The 23682-nt window shown below is 37.7% G+C and carries 26 protein-coding genes; 14 read left to right on the top strand and 12 right to left on the bottom strand.

What is annotated here, in order from left to right; genetic code table 11:
* Positions 1 to 171: 171 nt before the first annotated feature.
* From BGP15_RS00645 to BGP15_RS00620, 6 genes are all read left to right on the top strand, one after another.
* Positions 172 to 1194 (top strand): LLM class flavin-dependent oxidoreductase, encoded by a 1023-nt coding sequence (locus BGP15_RS00645; protein ID WP_286768430.1) that lies wholly within the window; start codon positions 172 to 174, stop codon positions 1192 to 1194.
* Positions 1195 to 1206: 12 nt separating this feature from the next.
* Positions 1207 to 2328, top strand: coding sequence for an NAD(P)-binding domain-containing protein (locus BGP15_RS00640; protein ID WP_112373586.1), 1122 nt, complete (start codon positions 1207 to 1209; stop codon positions 2326 to 2328).
* 159 nt (positions 2329 to 2487) lie between these two features.
* A complete protein-coding gene (locus BGP15_RS00635) occupies positions 2488 to 3399 on the top strand; it encodes a hypothetical protein (protein ID WP_286768429.1) in 912 nt (303 codons plus the stop codon).
* A 146-nt stretch (positions 3400 to 3545) separates the two neighbouring features.
* Complete coding sequence (locus BGP15_RS00630; RefSeq protein WP_286768428.1) at positions 3546 to 4319, top strand: helix-turn-helix domain-containing protein; 774 nt, start codon at positions 3546 to 3548, stop codon at positions 4317 to 4319.
* 176 nt (positions 4320 to 4495) lie between these two features.
* Entirely contained in the window at positions 4496 to 5017 is a 522-nt protein-coding gene (locus BGP15_RS00625; protein WP_286768427.1) for an anthrone oxygenase family protein, read from the top strand.
* A 348-nt stretch (positions 5018 to 5365) separates the two neighbouring features.
* Positions 5366 to 5869 carry a hypothetical protein gene (locus BGP15_RS00620; protein ID WP_286767663.1) on the top strand — a complete coding sequence of 168 codons (504 nt, stop codon included), beginning with the start codon at positions 5366 to 5368 and terminating at the stop codon, positions 5867 to 5869.
* A 526-nt stretch (positions 5870 to 6395) separates the two neighbouring features.
* On the opposite strand, the gene BGP15_RS00615 is transcribed toward BGP15_RS00620, so the two are convergent.
* Positions 6396 to 7202, bottom strand: a complete 807-nt coding sequence (locus tag BGP15_RS00615) for a hypothetical protein (RefSeq protein ID WP_286768426.1) — start codon at positions 7200 to 7202, stop codon at positions 6396 to 6398.
* A gap of 338 nt (positions 7203 to 7540) precedes the next feature.
* Between BGP15_RS00615 and BGP15_RS00610 the strand changes: the two genes are divergently transcribed.
* The gene (locus tag BGP15_RS00610) at positions 7541 to 8113 is read left to right on the top strand and encodes a hypothetical protein (RefSeq protein WP_286768425.1); all 573 of its coding nucleotides are present in this window, start codon (positions 7541 to 7543) and stop codon (positions 8111 to 8113) included.
* Positions 8114 to 8263: 150 nt separating this feature from the next.
* Here BGP15_RS00610 and BGP15_RS00605 read toward each other — a convergent pair whose 3' ends face one another.
* Genes BGP15_RS00605 through BGP15_RS00595 form a run of 3 tightly spaced genes read right to left on the bottom strand, consistent with a single transcriptional unit; the run spans position 8264 to position 9594 of the window.
* Positions 8264 to 8779 (bottom strand): hypothetical protein, encoded by a 516-nt coding sequence (locus BGP15_RS00605; RefSeq protein WP_115049766.1) that lies wholly within the window; start codon positions 8777 to 8779, stop codon positions 8264 to 8266.
* On the bottom strand, positions 8736 to 9113 hold the full coding sequence (locus BGP15_RS00600; protein WP_286768424.1) for a hypothetical protein: 378 nt from the start codon (positions 9111 to 9113) through the stop codon (positions 8736 to 8738). The genes BGP15_RS00605 and BGP15_RS00600 overlap by 44 nt, the downstream gene beginning before the upstream one ends.
* Positions 9100 to 9594: an N-acetylmuramoyl-L-alanine amidase gene (locus tag BGP15_RS00595; RefSeq protein WP_286768423.1), complete on the bottom strand. Its 495-nt coding sequence runs from the start codon at positions 9592 to 9594 to the stop codon at positions 9100 to 9102. Before BGP15_RS00595 ends, BGP15_RS00600 begins: the two co-directional genes overlap by 14 nt.
* 727 nt (positions 9595 to 10321) lie before the next feature.
* Between BGP15_RS00595 and BGP15_RS00590 the strand changes: the two genes are divergently transcribed.
* From BGP15_RS00590 to nudK, 4 genes are all read left to right on the top strand, one after another.
* Complete coding sequence (locus BGP15_RS00590; protein ID WP_286768422.1) at positions 10322 to 11212, top strand: SIR2 family protein; 891 nt, start codon at positions 10322 to 10324, stop codon at positions 11210 to 11212.
* 503 nt (positions 11213 to 11715) lie between these two features.
* Positions 11716 to 12945, top strand: a complete 1230-nt coding sequence (locus tag BGP15_RS00585; RefSeq protein WP_286768421.1) for a hypothetical protein — start codon at positions 11716 to 11718, stop codon at positions 12943 to 12945.
* A gap of 31 nt (positions 12946 to 12976) precedes the next feature.
* Complete coding sequence (locus BGP15_RS00580; protein ID WP_286768420.1) at positions 12977 to 13816, top strand: helix-turn-helix domain-containing protein; 840 nt, start codon at positions 12977 to 12979, stop codon at positions 13814 to 13816.
* Between the two features lie 466 nt (positions 13817 to 14282).
* Positions 14283 to 14864 carry a GDP-mannose pyrophosphatase NudK gene (nudK, locus tag BGP15_RS00575; protein ID WP_115049759.1) on the top strand — a complete coding sequence of 194 codons (582 nt, stop codon included), beginning with the start codon at positions 14283 to 14285 and terminating at the stop codon, positions 14862 to 14864.
* 24 nt (positions 14865 to 14888) lie between these two features.
* On the opposite strand, the gene BGP15_RS00570 is transcribed toward nudK, so the two are convergent.
* The 7 genes from BGP15_RS00570 to BGP15_RS00540 all read right to left on the bottom strand — a co-directional run bounded on the left by BGP15_RS00570 (position 14889) and on the right by BGP15_RS00540 (position 18533).
* The gene (locus BGP15_RS00570; protein ID WP_286768419.1) at positions 14889 to 15221 is read right to left on the bottom strand and encodes a hypothetical protein; all 333 of its coding nucleotides are present in this window, start codon (positions 15219 to 15221) and stop codon (positions 14889 to 14891) included.
* Between the two features lie 232 nt (positions 15222 to 15453).
* Positions 15454 to 15714 (bottom strand): Ada metal-binding domain-containing protein, encoded by a 261-nt coding sequence (locus BGP15_RS00565; protein WP_112373595.1) that lies wholly within the window; start codon positions 15712 to 15714, stop codon positions 15454 to 15456.
* 10 nt (positions 15715 to 15724) lie between these two features.
* On the bottom strand, positions 15725 to 16438 hold the full coding sequence (locus tag BGP15_RS00560; protein WP_286768418.1) for a 2OG-Fe(II) oxygenase: 714 nt from the start codon (positions 16436 to 16438) through the stop codon (positions 15725 to 15727).
* 169 nt (positions 16439 to 16607) lie between these two features.
* A complete protein-coding gene (locus tag BGP15_RS00555; RefSeq protein WP_112373596.1) occupies positions 16608 to 17039 on the bottom strand; it encodes a MarR family winged helix-turn-helix transcriptional regulator in 432 nt (143 codons plus the stop codon).
* Positions 17040 to 17087: 48 nt separating this feature from the next.
* Positions 17088 to 17723: a nitroreductase family protein gene (locus BGP15_RS00550; RefSeq protein ID WP_046671708.1), complete on the bottom strand. Its 636-nt coding sequence runs from the start codon at positions 17721 to 17723 to the stop codon at positions 17088 to 17090.
* A 12-nt stretch (positions 17724 to 17735) separates the two neighbouring features.
* Entirely contained in the window at positions 17736 to 18104 is a 369-nt protein-coding gene (locus BGP15_RS00545) for a DUF1304 domain-containing protein (protein ID WP_286768417.1), read from the bottom strand.
* Positions 18105 to 18107: 3 nt separating this feature from the next.
* A complete protein-coding gene (locus tag BGP15_RS00540; RefSeq protein WP_046671710.1) occupies positions 18108 to 18533 on the bottom strand; it encodes an organic hydroperoxide resistance protein in 426 nt (141 codons plus the stop codon).
* Positions 18534 to 18699: 166 nt separating this feature from the next.
* Here BGP15_RS00540 and BGP15_RS00535 point away from each other — a divergent pair, with 166 nt between their 5' ends.
* The 3 genes from BGP15_RS00535 to BGP15_RS00525 all read left to right on the top strand — a co-directional run bounded on the left by BGP15_RS00535 (position 18700) and on the right by BGP15_RS00525 (position 21399).
* The gene (locus tag BGP15_RS00535; protein WP_070565164.1) at positions 18700 to 19614 is read left to right on the top strand and encodes a helix-turn-helix domain-containing protein; all 915 of its coding nucleotides are present in this window, start codon (positions 18700 to 18702) and stop codon (positions 19612 to 19614) included.
* A 93-nt stretch (positions 19615 to 19707) separates the two neighbouring features.
* Positions 19708 to 20469 (top strand): SDR family NAD(P)-dependent oxidoreductase, encoded by a 762-nt coding sequence (locus BGP15_RS00530; protein ID WP_046671712.1) that lies wholly within the window; start codon positions 19708 to 19710, stop codon positions 20467 to 20469.
* Between the two features lie 192 nt (positions 20470 to 20661).
* Complete coding sequence (locus BGP15_RS00525; protein ID WP_286768416.1) at positions 20662 to 21399, top strand: metallophosphoesterase family protein; 738 nt, start codon at positions 20662 to 20664, stop codon at positions 21397 to 21399.
* Positions 21400 to 21509: 110 nt separating this feature from the next.
* Here the strand turns inward: BGP15_RS00525 and BGP15_RS00520 are convergent, their stop codons facing one another.
* Positions 21510 to 23666, bottom strand: coding sequence for an IPT/TIG domain-containing protein (locus BGP15_RS00520; protein WP_286768415.1), 2157 nt, complete (start codon positions 23664 to 23666; stop codon positions 21510 to 21512).
* Positions 23667 to 23682 lie beyond the last annotated feature (16 nt).

The raw sequence follows: 23682 nt of genomic DNA, 5'->3' as shown, positions 1-23682 counted from the left end.
CACTTATACAATTGAATAATACATAAAATTACTCTTTTTGAGCCACAGCCTACTTGTCATTTAGCAAATTCATTCAAACCATATATTATTGACACCCATCGGACAATCCAAACTACCGATATAATCGCAACATTTATTAAATTTGATTGACATCAAATCCCATTGTGATTTATGAAAAAAATAGGCTTTTTATCTTTTGGCCATTGGTCCAAGCATCCCGCATATAGTACGCAGACCGCAAGCGATACTTTATTGCAATCCATAGATCTAGCAGTAGCTGCTGAAGAAATAGGCATAGATGGTGCATATTTCCGTGTACACCATTTTGCGAATCAGCTAGCATCTCCCTTTCCTTTATTATCGGCCATTGGAGCCAAAACCTCAAAAATTGAGATCGGCACCGGTGTCATTGATATGCGCTATGAAAACCCCCTTTATATGGTGGAAGACGCTGGAGCTGCAGATCTAATCTCCGGGGGCAGATTGCAGCTCGGCATCAGCAGAGGATCGCCTGAACAAGTAATAGATGGTTGGCGTTACTTTGGTTACGATATCAACGAGGGCGAAACAGATGCTGATATGGGAAGGCAAAAAGCATTGGAATTTTTAGAAAAACTTAAAGGAATTGGTTTCGCTGAACCAAATCCCTATCCAATGTTTCCAAACCCGCCCGGTCTGCTGAGGCTCGAACCCCATTCGGAAGGGTTACGTGATCGTATCTGGTGGGGAGCAGCATCGAACGCCACGGCTGTATGGGCTGCTCAAAACAGAATGCACCTGCAAAGTTCCACTTTGAAATATGATGAAAATGGCAAACCTTTTCATATTCAGCAGGCCGAACAAATACGTTTATATAAAGAGGCCTGGAAAGCAGCAGGGCACCCTGGTGAACCCCGCGTTTCAGTCAGTCGATCCATATTCGCTCTGGTCGATGATTTAGATCGTTATTACTTCGGGCAAGAGGCTGACAAAACAGATAAAATTGGGGTAATCGAATCGGACAAGCGGACGATTTTTGGGCGAAGTTATGCCGCAGAACCAGATCAACTCGTGAAAGAATTAGCGCAAGATGAAGCAATACAGGAAGCAGACACGCTATTATTGACCATTCCAAATACGCTAGGGGTCGACTACAATGTCCACATTCTTTCAGCCATTTTGGAACACGTAGCTCCCGAACTTGGTTGGCGTTAACTCCTCTTTCGTATGATAAAGAACATTCGCTACAAAACAAAAATTGCAGTCATTGGTGCGGGTCAGGCTGGACTTTCTGCTGCTTATCATTTGAAGAAGCTCGGACTTAAAATCGGGCCGGATTTTATCATCCTGGATGAAGCCTCTACACCAGGAGGAGCCTGGCAATTTCGCTGGGACTCCCTTACCTTAAGTACAGTCAATAAAATACACGATTTGCCCGGCATGTCGTTTGAGGAGACTTTATCAACAAAAGGGGCGGAAGTTCAAGCCAACACCGCTGTTCCCCATTATTTTAAACTTTATGAAGAAAAATTTGGACTTCAAGTATATCGACCAGCTAAAGTAGAAAAAGTCTACATGTACCAAGATCGCTTTCATATCGATACGGCAGAAACTCTTTTCTCAGCACTCGGTATTATCAACGCCACTGGAACATGGGAAAACCCCTATATTCCTACCTATCCAGGTGCAGAATTATTTCGGGGCGAGCAACTCCACACAAAGGATTTTAAAACTGCAGAGTATTTTCGTGGCAAACATGTTATTGTTGTTGGAGCCGGTATTTCTGCCATTCAGCTATTGGACCAAATTTCCCAGGTTACAACGACAACCTGGGTAACACGACGACCGCCTTTATTCAGAGAGGGGCCATTTGATGACATGGCCGGGCATAATGCGGTTGCTATGGTAGAGGAACGTGTACGATTGGGGCTTTCACCTTTGTCTGTCGTTTCCGTTACGGGCCTCCCCTATTCTACAGAAATCCAGGAGATGGAAAAACGGGGTGTCCTTCAACGTTTTCCAATGTTTCAAGAAATAACAGAAAAGGGGATCAAATGGGCCAATGGAACAGAACAACAAGCAGATGTTATACTTTGGAATACAGGCTTTAAAAGTTCATTGAGCCATCTAGACGCAGTGCTACCAAAAGAAAAACAGGGTGGCATTCAAATGGCAGGCAGACTAGCGACCATGGTCGCAAAAGAACCAAGAATTCACCTCGTGGGTTATGGTCCATCAGCATCGACAATCGGTGCAAACCGTGCAGGTAGCGCCGCAGCTAGAGAACTTCTAAAAACGCTTTCAGCTGCCGACCTGAACACAAATAAATTTAGTGGGAGCCAACTATAATGGTAGTTTCAATTTTGAGTACAATAATAAAAAGTCAATTTATTTTGTACGCTATTTAACAACAATACAAATCATAATATTAAAACCATTATTGTCAAAGTTCACTGAACAAAAGTATTTCAGACGATCAATAATATGCACCGGCACAGTTTAATTAATATGAGATATGTCAAACAGCAACTCCGCACAAAAATAATAAACCAGAGCTGGAAATTATTATTGGAGCTATTCGCAATAACATTTTATAGTTGCAATTCTCGAAACGATAATACGCATATAACTGACTCTTTTTTACTCTACCAAAAAATCGATAGCTTAAAAATTCAGGATTATAACCTCATAGAACAGGACTGTTCTTTTATAGCCGAAAAACATTATAGATTTTCCATCTTTAAGAACGACTCAGCGTGTTTCTTTCAGGTAGAAAAGTTAGAGGATAATCATTGGCACCTCATTATGCGAGATATGGATTATGGGACCAATAATTCAGGATTATCTTTTACCGATCAAAATAAAGACGGTTTTGAGGATATTGTATGGAACAAAAAGTGGCAAGAACATGCTTATTTGTTTAATCCTAAGGTTGAGAACTTTATTGAGATAGGTGAATACCACAATAGCCAACCACTTAAAATCAAAGGGAAAACCATGCTTTATAAGCATAGTTTTCCTATTCAGTATTTCTGGAACGAAGAGAAATCCAGGAACTCAATTTGCGGAGAAATCATCGAAACACATTCAGAACTCTTTGCGATTGATGAAAATTATCAGAAAATCAGCATTGCAACATTGGATAATTTCGACAGTTATGATTATCCCTCGGTTGACAGTTGCGTGCAGGCTATTAAATGTTATACCCCTCCCTACAGGGGACGTTACAGCAAAATAAGCATTTGGAATGTTGGAACAGCAGTGGATTCAGTCGTTTTAAAAAGTGACCTGAGTCATTACAACCCTTCATTGGATTCAAATTGGATTGCCAATTATTGGCAAAATAATTATGTTAAATTACTGGAACATGCACAATTATTTCAGGTGAGAAGAAAAAAACCGCTCTACTATTTCAAATAAGTTGAATCAACGACATATACTTTAAACACTACGGGTCACAGTAAATCCACTAATCGAAATCCAACGATTATCCATATATTCTTATTTCATATTTCTGTATATTTAAAATTATAAAAAGTCGTAAAGCAAAGCCAAACAATTTATAAATGAAGCCTCAGATTATCAGTCCAGATACATCCATTGCATTATTCGTAAAGGCGATCCTAGTGTTTGAAAGTCAGACGAATGATTGCGTAAACTTACCTTTTTATGCTGATGGTTACCCTGGTTTATTGTTTCAACGATGCTATGGTGATTTTACAATCAAGCCTCATGATAAAAAAATGTCAAAGATTTTCCTCTATGGTCAGACAATAAAACCGATTTCAATCGATGTAAAAGGCCCTTTTCAGATTATCGTTTTTCAATTTTACCCATTTGTATTACGGACATTTTGGGGCATCTCGCCCGAAAGCATAAACGACGACTGTTATGATCTAGATACTCCTTCAAATACAACCTTCCACCAACTTACCGGCACATTATCCTCATTTTCAACCACTGAAAACAGCATCCAACTATTGACACAATCGCTTCTCAGCTTTTTCGATAGCAAGAAAAATAAACTTGATTTTTCGATTCAGCGAGCAATCCTTGAAATCATCGAAAACCAGGGCCAAATCATTATTAAAGAAATTGCAAAAAGAGAAGCATTGAACATCCGAACTTTTGAAAGAAGGTTTCTCAAGGAAACTGGGATATCCGCTAAACAATTCGCTAAAATGGTACAATTTCAGGCCGCTTTTAAACAGCTCAATAGCAAAGACTTCCGAAAGATAACGGAAATTGTTTATGAATATGGATTTTCCGACCAATCGCATTTTATTCGTGTCTTTAAGACTTTCACAGGCACAACTCCAGCGTCATTTAACAAAAAATAGATTACTGTCGTTTTTATTCTATATTGACTCCCTGATTATCACAACTTTTGTATTGTCTTAGGTCGAGAGCAACGAAAGTGTGTATTTTTTTTAGCCTCAACTCCTTCGAAAAATTTACGATAAGAAAACAATGCTTTGATAAATCAGAACGCTTAGACAATTGATTTCAGCAAAACATGATACATCAAAAAAATATAGTCATGAAATTACAAGACATCATTTTAGCGCTGGCAACAATATGTTCGGCTATCATATCAGGCTTATTCTTTTCGTATACCTTTTCGGTCAATTTGGGGCTACATAAACTCAACGATAAAGCCTATCTGACCGCCATGCAAAATATTAATAAAGAAATACTAAACTCAGCTTTTTACTGCTGTTTTCTGGGCGCCCCAATTTTATTATTGATGGCTACAATATTATTTTTTGATCTATCGTCACCAAAATTTTATCTAATACTAGTAGCATGCCTAAGCTATATCATTGGTGTATTTGTAGTCACAGGCACACAAAATGTCCCCTTGAACAATCAATTGGCCTCGATCGACCTATCTATATCTCCAGAAAAATCTTTAAGACTTGCACGTGATGCCTTTGAAAAACCCTGGGTATTTTGGAATAACATCCGAACTTGCTGCTCTTTACTTACACTCACTTGTTTAATTATTAACTTGGTATTTTTTAAAGCAAGAAACTGATCATAATATGAGGTAATAGTTTAGGATCAAATACCATATAGCCCGTTTACTGGCATTTCCACCGAAAAAAACTTGCTATTATTTACCGACCTCTTTTAGACGAAAAAAAGTCCAATGTATGCGAATTTAAATCGATTCCCCCGAATTTAAATCAAGTGCTAAAACCTCTTCCTCAATACCTTACTTTTATAAAAATTGATCGACGGATGTTATTGAATGTGAGTGTAAATCAGCATGAAGGCAGGTATATCGAAGATTCCAAAAAATCTTCGATAGATTACCAAAACATAAATAAGCAGAAGTTGTCTATCAATAAAAATAGTCTTTACAATTAATGAAATTTTTCCCATGAAACCAAAACACTTAATTTCAACATCACTGTTGGTATGTTCCGGCATCGTGTTGTTCACATCTTGCAATGGCAGTTCTGTCGATACGGTAAAAGCGATCGAATCAAACTATGACAATCAAAACAAAACCATCACGTTAACAGGTGAATTTGATGCGCCTTCTTTTACATTCTCATCAGGAAAATCAAAAACTATGGCCATGAATTTCGTAGTTAAATCCCATGCATTTAGTTCTGAAAAATTCACTGCATTCAGCGTTATATTACCTGTAGGGACAGAAAAAAACAATGTTTTATTTGAAATTCCCGAAGACCAGAAAAATTATACGCTTAAGAACTTTTATGTATTTGACGATAAGGGAGAAAAAATCAACCTAGATTCTCATACAACATTCAAGATGACGGGAACAGTACACTACAATGAGATGGAAAAACCTGAAAATGAACGGGAAAAAGATAATTTTTCCTATAAAATAACTGATGTAAGCTTTGTAAAAGATTAAAACTGACAACAATTGATTGCATAAGAAATAAAAAAGCCAGATTTCAACACCTGGCTTCAAAAATAAACATATGATGATTAGTAAATGGCAAGTCCATAGGTACAACTCAGTAAATAGTTGGTTTATTCGAAAATGCCTCAACCCCGTTCTGATAACCTAAGCACATGTACCTATTATTTCAATTGAACGCCACGGACATGCCTGAATAATGAGCAACCAATATTCTCGTCACGTTATCAGCCTTCTTAACGTTAAATATATACTAAGAGCGCCAAGGCAGCAAGCAACAACATGTCCGCATACGTTCAATTTATAGCCAAATATAGAAACAAAAACTAATATAATTAGTTTTTGTTTCTATATTTTTTAGCATAACCCTAGTGACTTAATACTGAGAACTTTCAGCTTAACAGCGTGTGATTGGGTTAATTTATCGCACATATAGCTGAAACAAAAAGGTCCACCTATTAACTTTGGTGTGAAAAGATGAACTGTCAAAACGAAATTAATCTGAGCTAGGCTATTCCTAAAGCGAACGGCTGATATCTACAACATTAAAAATTTGGTCAACATCATCCAAACTTACCTCAAAATCTGGGTACCTTGTTTTATCAGCATTTAGCGAACGAAGGGTAAGAATTCCGTTATTGACATCATGATGAGCAATTTCTTTAATAATAACTCCTTCATATTTATGTACAACAACCCAATACCGATATTTGTGGGTATGAAATTTTGATTGCCATAACTCTCTTTTAATCAAACGTCCCGTCACAATATCGCTATCCAATACACTTGCGTCTGTTCCATCGGTCATACTATCACCACTAACTTCAAAAGAACGATAGGCACCTTTATGAAACTCAGTGACTGTAATAAAATGTGCCGGTAAATCGTCCATATATTCAGCATCAGAAAAGCCAGAAAGATACCCGGCTTTAGCTTTCTCTGTGACAAGTTTTGTCTGCATCAAATATCGTCCTGGGGAAACTTCAAAAAATATATTATTCTTATTTTCGTCAATAAACTTGACGTCCTCCGAAAAATATCCTATTGACTTACCATTACCAATACTAAGCATGGCGATCGTGTCGGGTTGCACTAAAGGAGCTACCTCCATTCTTTCACCTTTTCCATACAGCAACCAGTCATACTGAACATGAGGAAAAGCCGCTTGAATACGTGTTTTCATCGTAAGTCCAATAGGATACTCTCCTTTTTTAATACGCGAGTACACCTGCTCGCGTACCCCTAGTAAAGACGCGAATTCACGGTTAGTAACGCGCATCTCCAAGCGTAAAACTTCAAAGTTATTATTTGGATAAGTTTTCATAGTCGATCGGGTATTTAACAAATGTTACACAAATATATAACAATCTGACACTAAGTTACACAACTTATTAAACCTAAACAAATAGACAATCAAAATAAAACAATAATAATCTAATTATCAATATATTACAGTTAAACAAATAAGTTTACAATTTCATATAAAAAGTAAAAATTAGGTTTTAATAAACTTGCAAGATTAACAAATTTGTTTAACTTTGTTAAACAATAAAAAAAATATAGACCCCTAGAATAGATAAGCCGGGCAGTAAGCAGATCAGCTATTCGTAGGATTTGCAATTTGCGAGACGAAAATCAGTTCATACTTAAAGATAAAAGAAAATGGAACAGCTCATGTCACAACAACTCAGACAACCCACTGTATACACAGTGGATTATTATCAACTACAAAAAACCAGCAATATTTTACGAAAAGAGGAAAGCAGTATAGTAACCGACAAAAATCGTTCACAACGTATGAACACATTATATTATTCATTCATCATGAGTTTCTTAAAAGAAAATCATCCCGAGATACTAAAATCCATCGATAAGATCTATGAATCTGATCTTTCCAAAATCAGCCAAGTAATTGACTGTTATTGTCAATTTGTGGGCATTCCTTCTCAGCAAATTATGGGAGAATATATCAATTACAAGGACATACAGCATCGTTACAAAGCTATCGCCGTTGTTCTACGTATCTTTCAGCCGGAAAAATTAAATAATCTGAAAACAAAAGTAAAAAGTAGCATATACAAGGAACTTGGTCCTTACTTAAAAATAAACAATGACACATTACAGAAATCTATCATCTGTGCTTGCAATCAATTTGACCTCTATCGTGATTTCAAAAAAGAGATTAAACAGATTGCCAATTATTACCTTATTGACCGGCATTTCGATGGGGATTAATATTATTTTATACAATCACAGCAGCTCTGCTCATTCAGCAACTGTATCCAGCTCTACAAAATAGTCCTTGAATTTTATACTCAAGGACTATTTCGTGTTATTTACTGAATTTTACTAAAATATAATGGTAACGATCTTTTTAATGGGTAACTACCAAATTCTGATCAACTTACGTTTATTTATCCACCAAATAATCAAGCCGACCAATATACTGCACCCCATTAAAAAATAAAGAAGACTTGACACTGCTGGTTTTGCAACCTCTTTTGATTGTTCTTTAGTTAGCTCCGTTTTCGTTTCAATTTGCTGACTACTTTTTGCTTTGTGATCTTTCCAATTGGTATTTAACCTTCTTTCAAGCTGCAGCTTTTCAGAATAATGTTCCTTTTTCGCATAGACTTTCCCCTTATGTAGCTGAACAACGCCATCCTGCATAATCTGAATCCCCTCACCTTCAACTTGCATCACATATTCATCTGTTACCAAAGCCTCTTTAGCTAATCCAACAACTTGTATATGTCCTGTCTTCTGTGCTATAGTAGCAGACTCTGTATTTTTTTCTTTGATGCCAAACTCTTGTGATGCATTGGTTTTCTCAACCTTTTTAAACAAACCGCAGCTGCTAACTAGTAGCAGCATTGCGATTATCTGTAGTGTATTTTTCATTTTTAACGCGCTTTAATTCAATCTGTAGCCTATTATAAAGTTTCATAAGATCATCATATTTTACCTGCAAATCCGCTAAAGTCTTAGCACAAGACATACGTTCATCATTTGCCAAATGCAACCCTTCATTAAGATCTTCAATGATCGTCCGTAAATGCTCAATATCTTTTTCTAACCTATTTGCATAGCCTTCCCATTTTTCAATTACCTTTCCGGCATTCTCAACATTTGTCGCCTCCACCTCGGCTTGCTGCTTAGGCCTTCCAACAAGATACCCCCCTACAGCTGTCGCTACAGGGATAATCAATTTCTCTAAAATCTCAAGTAATTCCATTATAATTTCCTTTTGTTAACGGTTTAAATTTTTCCCAGGGAAATTGTACCCCTGGATCCTCCTTTCTTCCAGGTGCAATATCCGAATGCCCTAAAATCTCTCGAATCGGATAATTACGGATAATTGCTTTACATACTGCTATCGCCGCATTGATCTGCTTTTCAGTGTAACTCTCCATCCCTTTATTTTGCAATTCGATTCCAATGCTACAGTTATTCAAATCTTTTTGACCGGCCCAAGTACTAAGGCCTGCATGCCAACATTTTGTATTAAAAAGCGCCAATTGCGTTATGATACCATCACGACTAATATGAAGATGAGCGGAAACCCTGCTCCGGGAATCGGTCATCCAATCAATTGCACTTGTAGCATTGGATGCACCGTCGTAATGCATAATAATATAAACGGGTTTAATAATCCCACCTTTGTTTGGTGTTTCTCTATAAGAAACACCGATAAGTTTGTTTTCTTTAATTTCCATATCACGATTTTTTATGAATTAATCTGTTCTTACACTAAAAAACTTGTATTGAGAGAAGGGAAACACACTTTATTACGAGTTATTTAGCTTCTATTTTATACAAAGTTAAGCGTGATCCTGCGCAGTGAAGCGCACTATTAGCTGGATGTAAGCGGTAGGTTACAGATACCGAATATTGTGCAAAATTTTCATCGATGTACGTATACACCAAAAGCGAGCTTAACAGGACTTGCTCTTCATAGCACTCGCAAAAGCAGAGAATAACATAACAAAATATTACTAAAATTTATGGGAATATGTTGCCAAGACCGTGATATCATTGTCAAGCCATATCACAACAGACCATCCTTGAAGAGACATCAAACATTTCCTGTATTCCTTTGTTATTTGTTTGTTATAGCATAGGATGAGTTATACCGTGAAGGCTAGGAAGTTGGTTCGCCTAGCCTTTTTTGACGAATAAAACCAACATATTTGACTGATCCATCCATCGCAATGACGTAGTCATTTTTCACAGAAGTTTCAATTTACATCACATTGTTTCCATGCAGCATATAATGAGATTAAGAACCCATTCATCGCTGTGGTCATGTACAAAATCCTTCGATTTTTTATTAAATTCGTATGGAAGAAATCTAAATTCAATCGATTAAATGTTATATCCAAAGATGCGATCGATTGACATCTTCATTTAACTTTACAAACGTAAATCTTGATTTACAATACAATGAACAAGTTTGCTTTATTAGTCGGAAACGACATTAATAATATTTCACCAGGGATAAGCTGGAGTGATTTGCTACACAACATCAAAGAAAAGTATAAAGTTAGCTCATTGGAAAATGGACAAAAACCATTCCCTATGTTGTATGAGGAAATATTCCTTAACGCAATTCGAGAAAAGCATATTAATGAAAGAGAACTTAAAAGCTATATATCGGATTGTGTCTCTCAAATCAATCAAAATGAAATCCACCAATTAATTCGGGATCTCTCGATCGAAAATATCATCACAACTAACTATGAATTCAGTTTAGAAGGAGAAACCGCAACAGCAAATGCTGGCCTTATCCGTGAAACAACTTACAGTGTATTTCGTAAACACCAAATCGGCAACACGAACTATTGGCACATCCACGGCGATTGCCTAAATCCCTCTTCCATTAACCTCGGTTATGAACATTACTGTGGTCAATTGCAAAAAATGAGGGATTATGTCGTTAATGGGACAAATTATAATTCGCAAACAGTCTACAAGGCTGCACTAATTAAAAGACTAAGTCGAAAAAAGGATACTAAACTCCAATCATGGATTGATTTATTTTTTACAAAGGATATCCATATCCTAGGCCTATCGCTTGATTTTGTAGAAATAGACCTTTGGTGGTTGCTAACCTACCGCGCCAGAAATAAGTTTTATAGACGAAGTACCTTTATTGAAAATAAACTCTTCTATTATACAACAAAAAAATGGTACGCGCTCTCCAAAGATAAAATGCAATTACTTCAAGCAAACGATGTTGAAATTGTTGTTATTGACGAAACCGATAAAACAAAATACTACAAGAAAGTCCTCGCCAGCATCAAAAAAAATATAGGTTATCCAGCAAAATATTAAGTTGAACCTCAAAGCAATTTATAGATTTCTAGCTTGTTATCATGTCATTAATTGAAAAAGAATTTCGCGTTGCCAAACAAAATAAATTTAACTTAAGCATTGAAAGCTTGGTGAATCGTCCAAAATCTGAACAGCAAGCTAATTAGGCACATTATCCACTAGTTTATTTCATCTAACGAGCCCCAAATAATGAGACATCCTTACGCAACCGTTATTTCATGCTGAAAACGATTGGCGACCAAAGTCAGTGAAACTACGCAATCAGGCCTTTACCAACTGATGGATCAAACAGGGGGATAAAGCCGGGAACAGCCTTCATCAACACAAGTCAAAAAGACACTTATAAATCAGAAAACCAAATATTTACAACATATAAAGTATTTTATTAAATTGATTTTGAGAAATAAAAAAAATAAATCATTTTTGCTATCATTTAGCTAAGATTAACAGGAAAAGTAAAACCGTAAGGGATTATCATTCATATTTTATTTTTATTGATCTATATGTCATTTAAAAGAATTACCTATTTCTTTTTGGGACTTTTATTATTTATTGGTTGTAAAAGAGATATTCATCCAGGAATTATACCACAGGATCCAGAAGTCATTGAAAAAGATAAATTACCCATACCTACAGGTTTCACAAGCGACCTCGGTTCAATAAAAATCAATACAACTGCCAATGCAAACCAACCCGGCGAAGAGCTGCCAGGCTGGATACGCGATATCTCTGGCAATAGTGCGAGTTATTGCCACCCAGATGTTGAATATTTCCCTACCGGTTTTAAAGGATACAAATATTGGATGGTATTTACGCCATATTTTGGCATAATCGGGTCAGACCGTACCGCATCGCTCTATGAAAATCCGACTGTGGTAGTTTCTAATGATGGAAGAGAATGGATCACTCCGGCAGGATTAATAAATCCTATTCAACGACGTCCGGCACTAGAAGATTCTTTCATCCAAAAGGATGGCAGCCCCAATCAAGGTTACTGGTCCGATGTAGACTGGAATTTCAACGGTGAGGAATTCGAACTATATTATAGAGGTTGCTTTTTCTCAAGCAAAATTTTAAAAAAATGGGGTGCCAAAAGCGCAAACAACAATAAAAAATTAAATGAAGAAGCTGAACGTGTGATTGTAAGACAAACATCAAAAAATGGGATTGACTGGACACCGCTGGAACTCGTGTATAATAGTAATGAACCAACGTCTTTCCAAGATAACCACATCCTTTCACCAACATTTGTGAGAAATTCGACAAACCTAACGACCAGTTACGAAGTGGATTTCATGCCTAGCTACAAAGCACCAATTATGACCAATATCCTATCGCGCATTTCTACAAATGGATTAGATTTTACAGCATATCGCGACTGTAAAAAAGTTGAATTTATGAATAAACCTTGGCTAGAATTCAACAAGGGATATTCGACTTGGCATCTGCAAGGTTCCTATATTGATGGATATTATTTTTTATGTCTGGCAATTGGAAACGTAGACCGATTTACCTCAGATATGAATTATCTCGCCTATTCAAAGGATGGCATACACTTTCGTGTCTTCGAAAAACCTTTAGCTGCGGCCAATGTATACCGCTCTTCTGTATTTCCAAAGACATCTTCCTCAAAAAACATTGAATTTGGTGCTGTAATTGGTTATAAATCCGGAGCCTTTGGTTATCGTGAATTCACCATCAGCAAACAGGTATTGGAAGATGGTTTAAAATAAAATAGTTATATTTAGGTTCAAAATCATTTCGATGGAGTTATTTCCAACAATAGATATTCAAGAATTTAGAAAAGACCAGCTTGCGGGTAATCAAGGATATTTATACTCGGAATTACGTGGTGAACATCATATATCGCGTCCACACCAGCATCATTTTTTTTTATTGGTACTTTTTGACCAGGCAGAAGGTGTTCATACGATTGATTTTAAAGATTACCATATTGATCGTCATCAAATCCATATCCTGTTTCCAAAGCAAGTTCATAGTTGGAAATTAGGGGCCAATACAACTGGTTTCCAATTGATGGTCGATAGGGAACACTTCGAGAAATTTTCGCCCAATTTCCATTTTTCATTTGCTTACTATCAACGTACTCATGTTATCTCACTCTCTAGCGAAACATTTGCTCTGCTTTATTATGAATTTAATGCAATAAGAAAAGAACTTGAAGATCACAATTGCGTTCCTGCAATTATCTACTCTCGCACAGCTGTCGTCGCATCGATATTAAGCAAAGAGGTACAGAAAATAGTACAAAATGAACAAAATAATGACTCCAATCCACGTCTTTTAAAGTTGCAAGAGTTAATTGACATCCATTTTCAGCATGAGAAGTCGGTATCTTTCTATGCGAAACAACTTAATATTTCCACCCCACACCTTACTAAAATATGTCGCCAGAAGCTCGAAGTATCTCCGAGCCAGCTCATTCAACAACGAACTATCTTGGAAGCAAAACGATTGTTAAAAGCAACCGACTTATCTATCAAAGAAATTTCGTTCAAACTTGGTTTCGTTGACTCCCCTTACTTCTCTAATTTCTTCAAACAACACACAGGTCTGAATCCAAAACAATTTAGAACGGACTGAGATTCACCAATACTTCGTATATTTTGCGTCAATACTTCTTCGTTAAAAATCAACAGCAAGTCCATTTGCGCGACAAAAACTTGTTATTTTTACATAAAAATACCATTATCAATGATTTCTGAGCTTATAAACCTTGTAGTGGACACAACTCTTTTCATCTTTGGCCAAGGTTCCAGTAACGACCGTCCTGAGAAAGAAAAAATGATTTCAAATTTGGGCCTGTCTTTGACGCTAGTTACTGCGTTGGTTGTTACGCTACTTCGCCACAGTCGGATTGTACCAATTGATTTCTTTTGGATTATACCTGTTAGTTTATCAATGGGTTTTATCCTACTTTTTATCCCGCTTCGACTACGCTGGGTAGCACCATGGAGAATCGCGACTTACATCAAAGCTTCTCTTAGTTTTTCCTGCTTAGTTTGGATTGCAATTCTTATTTTTATCTTTTGACTTTAACGCGCTAAAAATGGCAATAAAAGATATTAAAATTGTAAAAACTGAAATTCTATCAGACAACTGGTACACTTTAAAAAAAGTGACTTATCAATACAGCAAACCCGATGGGACGGTACAGCAACAAAGTCGAGAAGCTTATGATCGTGGCAATGGAGCCGTCATTTTACTCTATAATACCAGTGCTCAAACAGTCATATTAACAAGACAATTTCGAATACCAACTTACATCAACGGGAATGAGTCAGGCATGCTTATCGAAGCTTGTGCAGGTCTACTTGATCAAGATTCTCCCCACGACTGTATACGAAGGGAAACAGAAGAAGAAACAGGCTATCAGATCAAGGAAGCAAAAAAGATCTTTGAAGCTTATATGTCTCCAGGTTCTGTAACTGAAATTCTACATTTTTTTATAGCAGAATACACCAATAACATGAAAGTTGGTGACGGCGGTGGTTTAGAAGAAGAGGAAGAGCATATTGAAATTCTAGAAATCAATATTGAAGAAGCACTACATATGATTGATACAGGTGAAATCATAGATGGAAAAACCATTATGCTACTACAATATATTCGATTAAAAAATATACTGTAGACGCCTAATTTAGATGATAAGAGGCTAGTGATTAACTTTCTCAAAGATAAACTTTGGGTCTTGGAAATTGATGGTTGAAGGTATATAATGTGGAATTCCCATATACACTTGCTCCGTACCTGTACCTAAAATATACAGAGACCCTTTTTTTAATAAAGCAAAGGGTCTTCTTTTTTTCTGTCCCCAGCCAAATGGCGTATAATAATAGTCCCCAAGTAAAGTGTCTTTTTGGATATTGCCGCGAATGTCTCCCGAATCAATCTCACCTCCAGGTCTATAAAAGAACAATTTACCATGAAAACGGCTCTCAAAAAGATTAAGATTCAAACGGGCACTGTCACGTTCACTATGAGCCATATAACTCAATACTTTAGTATCTCGCCTCCCCTCTTCACAGCTTATCAACAGCAGAGTCGAAAAAATAAAATAAACAGCAATCGAATATAAACGCATTTTTCTTTTGATCTACGATAATTAATCCCGTCTCAAGATAAACACAAAATTCAACAATATACAAGGAATTTGACATAAGATGCTTTTTCCAAATTTGATTTACTTAGATTCTCTATATAATCAAACTTAATGCGAACTACACTTTATCAAATCTTTTATTTTCTTCCTTCCATTCAACATAGTTCGCTTTTAAGCAGTGCCCACAAGGGCGATATTGATGTTTTAGCGCTTCTTGCTCAGTGGAAAAAAAGACCCTGTTCTCCCGCTTCATCCGTTTTCCCGAAATACAGCAAAGCAATCCATAAATTTTTAGCTTTTCATTGCCACCAAAGTGAATTTCTCCCGCTCGAATCTTGGCGCGCAATGAAGCATCTGTAATATTTTTATGCCATTCCATTGTGTGGGATTTATTTCTCGGCATCATGAAAAATAATACCCAACGCATGGCGTTCACCGGCTGTGACTTCACTCACCCCATGTTTCATATTAACCCTAAAATAACCCGTTCGTCCTTTCTCAGGCCTAAAATTTGTTGCGAATAAAACGAGATCACCTTTTTTAGGTTTCAAAACAATTGCCTTTGATTGAGCCCTCGGAACTTGTTGTGTTAATACAAATTCTCCGCCCATAAAATCGACTCCTGGCTCATTTAACATCAAAACCACCTGCATCGGAAAGTAAACCGCTCCATACAAGTCTTTATGTAGCGTATTGAAACCTCCTTGACCATATTTCAAAATCAATACTGTTGCTTTTTCTTGTCCTTTCAAACGGCAATCCGTCAAAAGGTCTTCATGTTTCAATGAAAATGATATATCGATTTTCAGCGCACGAAACCAGGCATTAGCAATGACGGTAAGATAGGGATAAAGTTGAGATCGAATCGTTTGAATCAACTCAGGTAGAGGGTAGTCAAAATATTTATACTCCCCTAATCCGAATAGATGCCTTTCCATAACGACAGTTTTACGGTAGAGCGTCGAATCGCTATACCCTTTTTTTAATAGATCGCATTGTAAAGCTGTCAACAGGTTTGGTATAACCACATAACCATGCTTATGCATCTCTTCTGTAATCAAAGGCCAATTTAGATCTTCTATCTTTTGAATGATATTTTCCATACCACGAATCTCCACATTACAGTCGTATGAAAAAATCCGAAATATGCTAATATGATGTATAATAAAAGGAACGAGAACATGTATCGCTCAAGACAATCCATAGCACAAAAAAAGGATTAAATACAGGCAGGTGTATTTAATCCTTTTTTGATTTCATATCGTATAAAAACTAGCTATTCCCAACATTATCCACGATTTTTTCTGCCAAAGCTTTAAGCTGAACCATATCAGTATAGTCGAGCTTAAGGGCTTCAAAAATCTGCATGGGAATACAGCTCGCCTTTTCCTTCAATTGCAATCCTTGTGCTGTAAGCTGTATCTTCACGACGCGTTCATCTTCTTTGCTTCTTGTTCGTGTAAGCAAAACTTTAGCCTCCAAGCGCTTCAATAGTGGTGTAAGCGTTCCATTATCTAGAAATAACTTAGCCCCCAATTGATTTACTGTCTGCTCATCATTCTCCCATAAAGCCATCATCGTGATATACTGTGGATAGGTCAAGTCAATCTCTTCAAGAATAGTTCGATATTGCTGCATAATTTCTCTATGTAGCACATACACGGAAAAACAGAGTTGTTTGTCTAATTTTAATAAATCATCCATCTTGCAAATATATTGAGTTTCTGAGGGATTGAAAAAGTTGTTTGCGGTTTATTTGAATTCAACAACAAACTCTTCCTTAGGAACCCGAACCTTCTTCATCGTCGAAATCCAATCTCTCGAAGAGTCCGCCACGCCAACATACATCAATGAAACGCTTTTTAGTCCATGCTTTTCTAATTGTAGAACCTCATCCACGACTTGGTTATCAAAACCCTCGGCGGGTGTGGAATCGACACGAAGTTCAGCTGCCTGAGCCAACGCCAAACCTAAAGCAATGTAAGTTTGTCTTGCAGTATGTGCAAAATTTCTTTCGGCAGCTTCACTCAAATAAATAGATTTCAACTTGTCCGTATAAGAACCAAAGCGTCCCCTTGGCAAATCCCGCTCATCCGTTGTAAAATCATAAACTTTATCAATACGTTCTTCCGTATAACGATCCCAGGCAGCGAAAACAAGCACATGTGAACATTCACGCATACAGTCTGGATTTAGTGCTCCTTTTGCCAGTTCTTCTTTCAATGCCTGATTTTCAACAATCAATATCTTAAATGGCTGTAAACCCGAAGAAGTAGGTGCAAAGCGTGCAGCCTCAACGATTTTATCTACATTTTCCTGACTAACTTTTTTTGTCGGGTCGTATGCTTTCACAGCATGACGCCATTGTAAATCTTCTATTAATGACATATAATTATAGTTTTATTTTAAGAGAATAACGGATAACAACGCCAACAATGCAGGAACTCCTTGTACAAAAAATATCTTTTTGCTCGCTGTAATTCCGCCAAAAATACCGGCAACAAGGACACATCCTAAAAAGAACAGGCATACATTGTAACTCCAGATGGGGTCATTGATTAAAAAAGACCAGGCTAAACCTGCAACCAGAAAGCCATTGTAGAGCCCTTGATTTGCAGCAAGCCCCTTCGTTGGCTTAAATAATTCTGCCGGAAGAGCCTTTCCAAAACTACGTTTTCCTGCAGTTTCCCAAGCAAACATTTCCATCCATACAATGTATACATGTTCTAAAAGTACGAGTGCTGTAAGCACGTTGGCAATATAATTCATATATTATTCGTTAGTTGATACCGTCAATTTGACATCCATATTACCCCTTGTTGCATTTGAGTAGGGACAAACTTGATGTGCTTTTTCAATCAATTGTTGCGCTAATTCCAGGCTTACACCAGGTATATTTGCATGTAATTCTGCTGCCAAACCAAAACCACCATTATCCAATTGTCCGATACTCACATGGGCTGTTACCGAAGTTTCGCCCGCTTTTACTTTTTCTGATCTAATCACTAAATTCAAGGCACTATCAAAACATGCCGCATAACCAGCCGCAAAAAGCATCTCTGGATTGGCATAATCATCATTGGCCCCTCCTAGACCTTTTGGCATACGAACAGCTAAATCCAATACACCATTTTCGCTTTTTACCTGACCATTTCGTCCTCCCTTGGCTGTCGCACCGATGTTATATAACGTTTTCATATTTTAATTTGTTTTGTTTGTACAAATGTATGGCAAGGATTTATATTGTGCAAAATATAATTTTGCAATTTACATTAAAATGAGAATAGCAAAATCTCAAAAAAAGTACAGTGTTACCGAATGTAATCTAAAAGCACTAAATTTGATTATTGCAAATAGGGCTTAAATGAAAACAACTTCCATCGAACAATTTTATCGGGAGATCAATGCGAGTATCCCAAAAGAGATCGCAAGAGAGATTGGTCATTTTAATGTGTTCAGTTATGAGGAACTTGCCGCTAAGTTGAAAGATAAACCGATCATGCCCTACAATAAGCGAACGTATTATAAAATCAGTTTAATCACAGGAAAAAACACGGCCGAATATGCCGACAAAGTAATCGAAATCGATGAATCGGCACTTGTATTTGCTACTCCTAAGGTTCCTTACCATTGGATACCGAAAGATGAGCATCAAAAAGGTTATTTTTGCGTTTTCACCGATGAATTTCTGGCAAGGAATAAAAGTGGTGTGATCATAGATGATTTGCCGATCTTTCAACCAGGCGGCCTTCCGATTTTCCAACTATCAGAAGAACAACGCATTGAAATAGAGGGAATCTTCCTAAAAATGAATAAAGAGCTATCTTCAGATTACGTTTTTAAATACGATCTGTTGCGAAATTATGTGCTTGAAATCGTCCATTATGGCCAAAAGCTGCAACCCAAAAGTATAACAAATCCTACACACAACGCCTCCAATAGGATTACTTCATTATTTGTAGAATTGCTAGAAAGACAATTTCCACTTGAATCTCCGATGCAACGCCTACAACTACGAACAGCTAATGATTTTGCGGAACGACTGGCCATACATGTCAACCACCTGAATAAAATTTTAAAGGAAAATACTGGAAAAACAACCAGCCATGTCATCGCAGCCAGAGTCACACAGGAAGCAAAAATTTTACTGCGACAAACCGATTGGAATATATCTGAGATTGCTTATTCACTTGGCTTTGAGGAGATCGCCCATTTTTCCAATTTTTTCAAAAAGCAAACCAGCTTTGCCCCAAACATTTTTCGTTCCCAAACGTTATAATTTGAATTTCGCAAACATCCATTTGCATTTCGCAAGGAAAGGCTCAACTTTTCGGCGGATCTTTGTGCTATTGAATCTTTAAAACAAATTAAAATGGCTACAAACAAAATAGCATTGGTAACAGGCGGAAGCCGTGGTTTAGGTAGAAACATGGCTGTTAGCCTTGCAAAAAAAGGAATCGATATCATTTTAACCTACAATAGCAATCAGGAGGAAGCGGATCATGTGGTTGCTACGATACAATCTTTAGGGCAACATGCAGCTGCATTCCAATTGGATGCAGGAAATGTGCAGTCCTTTAATGGCTTTATTGAACGGGTTACGCAACATTTGCTACAACAAACGGGAAAGTCTAATTTTGATTTTTTGATCAATAATGCGGGCACTGCCTTATATGCACCCTTTATAGAAACCACAGAAGAACAATTTGATACAGTTTATAATATCCATTATAAAGGGGTATTTTTTCTCACGCAGAAAGCTCTTCCCTATTTGAATGATGGCGGACGTATTATCAATATTTCCTCTGGCCTCGCCCGTTTTGCATTTCCGGGATCATCTGCCTATGGCTCGATGAAAGGGGCAATCGAGGTACTCACGAGGTATCTTGCCAAAGAACTCGGTCCTCGAGGTATTGCAGCAAACGTCGTTGCTCCTGGCGCAATCGAGACTGATTTTGGTGGCGGGCATGTGCGGGATAACAAAGAAACAAATGCGCATATTGCAGCTGTTACAGCTTTAGGACGTGCTGGTGTACCCGATGATATCGGTGGAGTGGTGGCCTTCCTTTGTACAGAAGATGCAAGATGGATCAACGGACAACGCATTGAAGTATCGGGCGGGATGAATCTTTAGTAACGTATCACTTAAATAAGCACATATCTGAGGCTATTCGATATGTGCTTATTTAACAGTATTTCTTCACCAATCCCATCCAGTTCCTCCTCTTTTAGAATAAAAATTATAATGCTATTATCATTTTCTTCTTTACCTCTTAAAGTGTACGTTGACTGACTATCCGAATGATTATGTTTGTAGCATAAGAATATGATACAACTTGCCATAATAAGTGACATTCATGCCAATTTAATTGCATTGGATGCGGTATTAACAGATATCAAAAATAAAGGATTAACACAAATTTACTGCTTAGGTGATCTTGTTGATTTCGCTCCCTGGGGCAATGAAGTCATTGACAGAATACAAGAAAAAAACATTCCATGTCTACTGGGAAACCATGACCAAAGAATTGCTTTTGACGAAGCCATTATCCCTTTACCACACCATGATGTAATAGAGACTTCAAATCGAGAAATCGCCATCAAGCTAAGTAAGATGGAGATATCGGCCCCTCATAAAAAATGGCTAGCAACATTACCCTACACCATTGAACTAACCTTCAAACTTGGAACGAGTTTTAGGAAAATACTTCTTGTCCATGCCAGCCTCCAAAGCAATGACGAATACATCCATGAATCAACCCAAAAATGTGCTCTATCAACTCAATTAAAGCAAAAAGCAATCGATATTCTGGTGATGGGACATACACACCATTCTTATATTCAACAGGATGGAGATGTCTTGTTTATCAATTGTGGTTCCGTCGGACGTAGTAAAGAAAAAGACAGAAAAGCAACTTACACAATAATAACCTTATCTGAAAAAGAAATTAATGCCGAGATCGTTAAAGTAAACTACCCAATAACAGCTGTCGCAAATGCAATTTACGACAGCAATATCCCCGATTTCTACGGAGACTTTTTACTTGCGAATAATACACTTTAATCATTGTCAATTTGCTAGAATAGCTAAATCCCCGACATATACTCTGCATTATTTTCAAAGAGAGGGTCTCCTAAAAAACAATACGGTTGCATCGGGGATTTGTATAGTTATTATTTCAGAAACAGTTTCCGAATAGCTTTATTACCAACATCCAGAAGATAGATATTACCATCTTTATCTACGACTATGTCTTTTATTAGACCAAACCGCGCTGTAGACAAAGTTCCATCCACATATCCATTCGTTCCCTTTATCAAAGTAGTCACTTCCCGTGTTGACATATTGACCTCCCGAATAGCATAGTTGTAGTTATCAGCAACAATCAATCTGTTATTTAATCCTGCTGTGATACCGCCTATTCCGTTGAAATATGTGTTCGTTCCAATCCCATCTTGATAACCTGCATCCGAACCTCCTACCCAACGTTCCCCACGTGTAACACCCGGTCTTACAATTTCAATCCCGTTATTGCTGCTCGTATTCTGATCCGAATAATACAAAACTCCTTGACTATCTACAAAGGGCTTTGCCATTACCCAACTAGGTCCAGGTACCTTAGTATAACCTCCAGCCAGGTTGACTTTGTTTATTCCCTGCGCAAAACCAGCTACTGCCACATATAAATTCCCTGACAGATCTAAACACATTGCACCCGGAGAAAATCCTTTTGCGTGTATAGTGCGTTTGCCCGCAGCTGTAATTTTAAAAATCTGATTTGATCGCTGATCGCTGACATAAATATTATTTTGCGTGTCAACAACTATTCCTGTAGGATAGTCGAATACAGCATTGGCACCATCTACCTGCAAAATAGATACACTTCCAGTCGGAGATACCTTTTTAACTTGTTTATTCTCTGGATCTGCGACATATAAATTTCCCTGCGCATCTATCGCCATTCCAGCTAGGTTATTGCCGAATACCGTACTTCCTGGCCCCCCTACGAATGTCATTACACCTGCGCGACGGAACGGTTGCGGTGCTAAAGCATCCTGACCGCCAACGATTACCTTTACCTCGCCTGTTGCAACACCCTGTGGTGCTTCTATAACCAACTTATTCTCACTAGCACCTGTCACAGGGGCCAAAACACCGTTGAAATAAACCCTATTTTCGGCAGCATTTGTACTAAATCCAGTGCCCAATAACGTTACACTTGTTCCCGCCAAACCATTGTCCGGACTTATAGAACGAATACCAAGCGTCTGATCTTTAAACTGTGGTCCTTCCACGGATTGATCGTTGACTACAACCCTTACCTTTCCAGATCCAGTTCCGCCAGGAATGATCAACTTCAGCTGATTTTCACTACTTGAAGAAATAGCAACTTGCTTCCCATTTATAAAAACCTGATTTTCGTCAAGTTCTTTACTAAATAATAGCCCGCTTATTGTCATTTCAGCCCCTTTTGGGCCACTCAAAGGAGAGACTGCGCCGATTTCAGGCTTGCCTACAACCGTAAATTTCGGACCCGAAATCTTCTGTTCATTGATATTCACGGATAAAAGTCCTGTACTGACACCAGCTGGAGCCACTACCACAATTTTTTCAGGACTAGACTCCAATACGACCGCGATCTTTCCATTGAAATCAACGATATTCCCCGAACTGACTTTTTCGAAGCCTTCACCCATTAGGGTAACTTTGGTTCCAGCCCCACCTGTTAATGGTTTAATACTGCGGACCACCTGATAAGTAAAATTCTGTCCTTGAGACTTTTTACCATCCACACGAACTTCTACAGCACCATACCCTGCATCTTCGGGAATTTCTGCAACGATTAATTTATCTGTAACACTCACAACCAAAGCTTTTTTGCCATTAACATAGACTTCTGCAGGTTTATCTGTACTACCAAACCCCTCCCCATCAATCCGTAGCTGGGTGCCTCCTGTACCATTTGTCGGAAAAATTTTTGAGACTGAAAGATCTTGATAGGTATACGTACCGACATCAAAACTATTACTTCCATACTTCAAGACAATTCCGCCACTTTTGTCCCCTTTTGGCACACGTAAAACAACCGATGTTGAAGTAGCGCTAATGACCTCTGCTGCCCCCCCTGCAACTGTTGCAGAAAATTCTGTAATTGCCCCGCTGAAGCCCTGTCCTTCAATCGTAACTAGTGTGCCAGCTTTACCAGAATTAGGGTAATAACTATCCACTTTAGCCGGAATTTTATCGACCAATTCTTCCTTTTTACTGCAACTGATCGTCGCAATAGCCATCCATATAGATATGATGACTAGATTAATTGTATTTTTCATTGGAATAAATTCTTAT

The sequence above is a fragment of the Sphingobacterium sp. 40-24 genome, from assembly GCF_001899705.1.
GTDB classification, from domain to species: domain Bacteria; phylum Bacteroidota; class Bacteroidia; order Sphingobacteriales; family Sphingobacteriaceae; genus Sphingobacterium; species Sphingobacterium multivorum.
The sequence above is the reverse complement of the archived record's forward strand: the minus strand, read 5'-3'. Positions and strand labels throughout refer to the sequence as shown.